The organism is Limosilactobacillus pontis DSM 8475, from assembly GCF_001435345.1.
Classification (GTDB): domain Bacteria; phylum Bacillota; class Bacilli; order Lactobacillales; family Lactobacillaceae; genus Limosilactobacillus; species Limosilactobacillus pontis.
In genome coordinates, this window is sequence record NZ_AZGO01000031.1 from 1 (window position 1) to 1,507 (window position 1,507).

The 1,507-nt window shown below is 41.2% G+C and carries 1 protein-coding gene; it reads left to right on the forward strand.

What is annotated here, in order from left to right:
* Positions 1 to 1,424, forward strand: a 1,424-nt coding sequence (gene tnpC / locus FD34_RS02070; RefSeq protein WP_235805964.1) for an IS66 family transposase, incomplete at its 5' end; no start/stop codon positions are given.
* Positions 1,425 to 1,507 lie beyond the last annotated feature (83 nt).

Here is a 1,507-nt window from a genome sequence, read left to right on the forward strand (position 1 = left end):
AAAAAACTGAAGTTTTTGAAGAAGTAGTTTCAGGACAGCAATCACTGTTCAATGACCAACAACTCGCTAAGCTGGAAGACAATGATCAAGATATTACTGAGGTAGTTACAGTCAAGCAAAAACAAGTGGTACGTCACCGCAAAGCTAAGCGGTCGGGTAAGCGTACCGCTTTTTTGAATAGTCTGCCCCAGGTAGACCAGGTAATTCCGCTAACGGACACGAAGTGTCCTCACTGTCAGGGAGAAATGACTAAAATTGGTCAGCGTCTGGCAAGACGGGAAGCGGCCCTCAAGCCAGCCGAGTTATATTGCAAGAACTTTTACCAGGAAAGTTATAAGTGTAATCATTGTCATCCAGATGGCAACGATCTGGTTGTTAATAGTAAGGTGCCGCAGGCAATTTTGCCACACAGCTATTTCTCAAGTAGCATCTTGGCGAAGATTAGCGAATTAAAGTTTAACCTAGCTTTACCATTCCATCGTCAGCTTAAGCTTTGGTTGGCCATGGGAATGCCAATTGATGACACTTTAATCACTAAGAATATTATTAAAGTCAGTGAAAGTTACTTGATACCTCTATATAAGAAACTATGTGAATTAATGCGTTCCGAAGAAGTAATTCATATGGACGAAACACCCTTCCAAGTGTTAGAAGAGCATAAAGCAAACTGCTATTTTTGGGCCACTAGGACGACCGCTGAATTTAGTCGTCATCCAATCAACGTCTTTCATTATGCCAATACACGCTCTGGTAAGGTTATTGAAGATATCTTGGGGAGTGATTATCAGGGAATTATAATGTGCGATGGTTATGGCGGCTATAGTAATCGCCTTTATCCAAACGCTAAGTTTGGATCATGCCTAGTGCATATTCGGCGTGAATTCATCAATATCATTAAGGCATTACACAATCGCCCTGCCAAATCTTCGATTGCCCAACAGGCAGTATCATTATTAAGATCGGTTTTCCATACGGAAAAGCACTTAGTATATCATACTCAAGAAGAGAAAGCCGCAGAGCGAAGGAAAAGAATCAGGCCATTATTAGATTCATTTTATGACTACATTAGTCAGGTCCAGCGGCCCTTAGGCAAATTAAAGAATGCCATTCAAAACGCGTTAGCGTTAAAGTCACGAGTCTATCGGATTTTTGAAAATGGCCAAGTTCCATTGACCAATAATCCAGTGGAACAGGCCATTCGGCCATCAACGTTAATTCGTAAAAATAGTCTTTTTGCGAAAAGCATTCGTGGCGCCCAGGCTAGTGCCGTATATTACACGATAGTCGGCACAGCTAAAATGAATCATTTGAACATCTATAAATACTTCAAGTATCTGTTTGATCACTTACCGAATCGTGAAAACAAAGATCTTGAGGGCTTTTTGCCATGGGCAAAAGAGGTCCAGGCTCAATGTCATATTTAAAATAAGCAAGCGTCATGCGTAACATCAAAACCGATGTCGTGCATGACGCTTTTTTTCAATACGTGTCGTTATTCGGTGCTTAC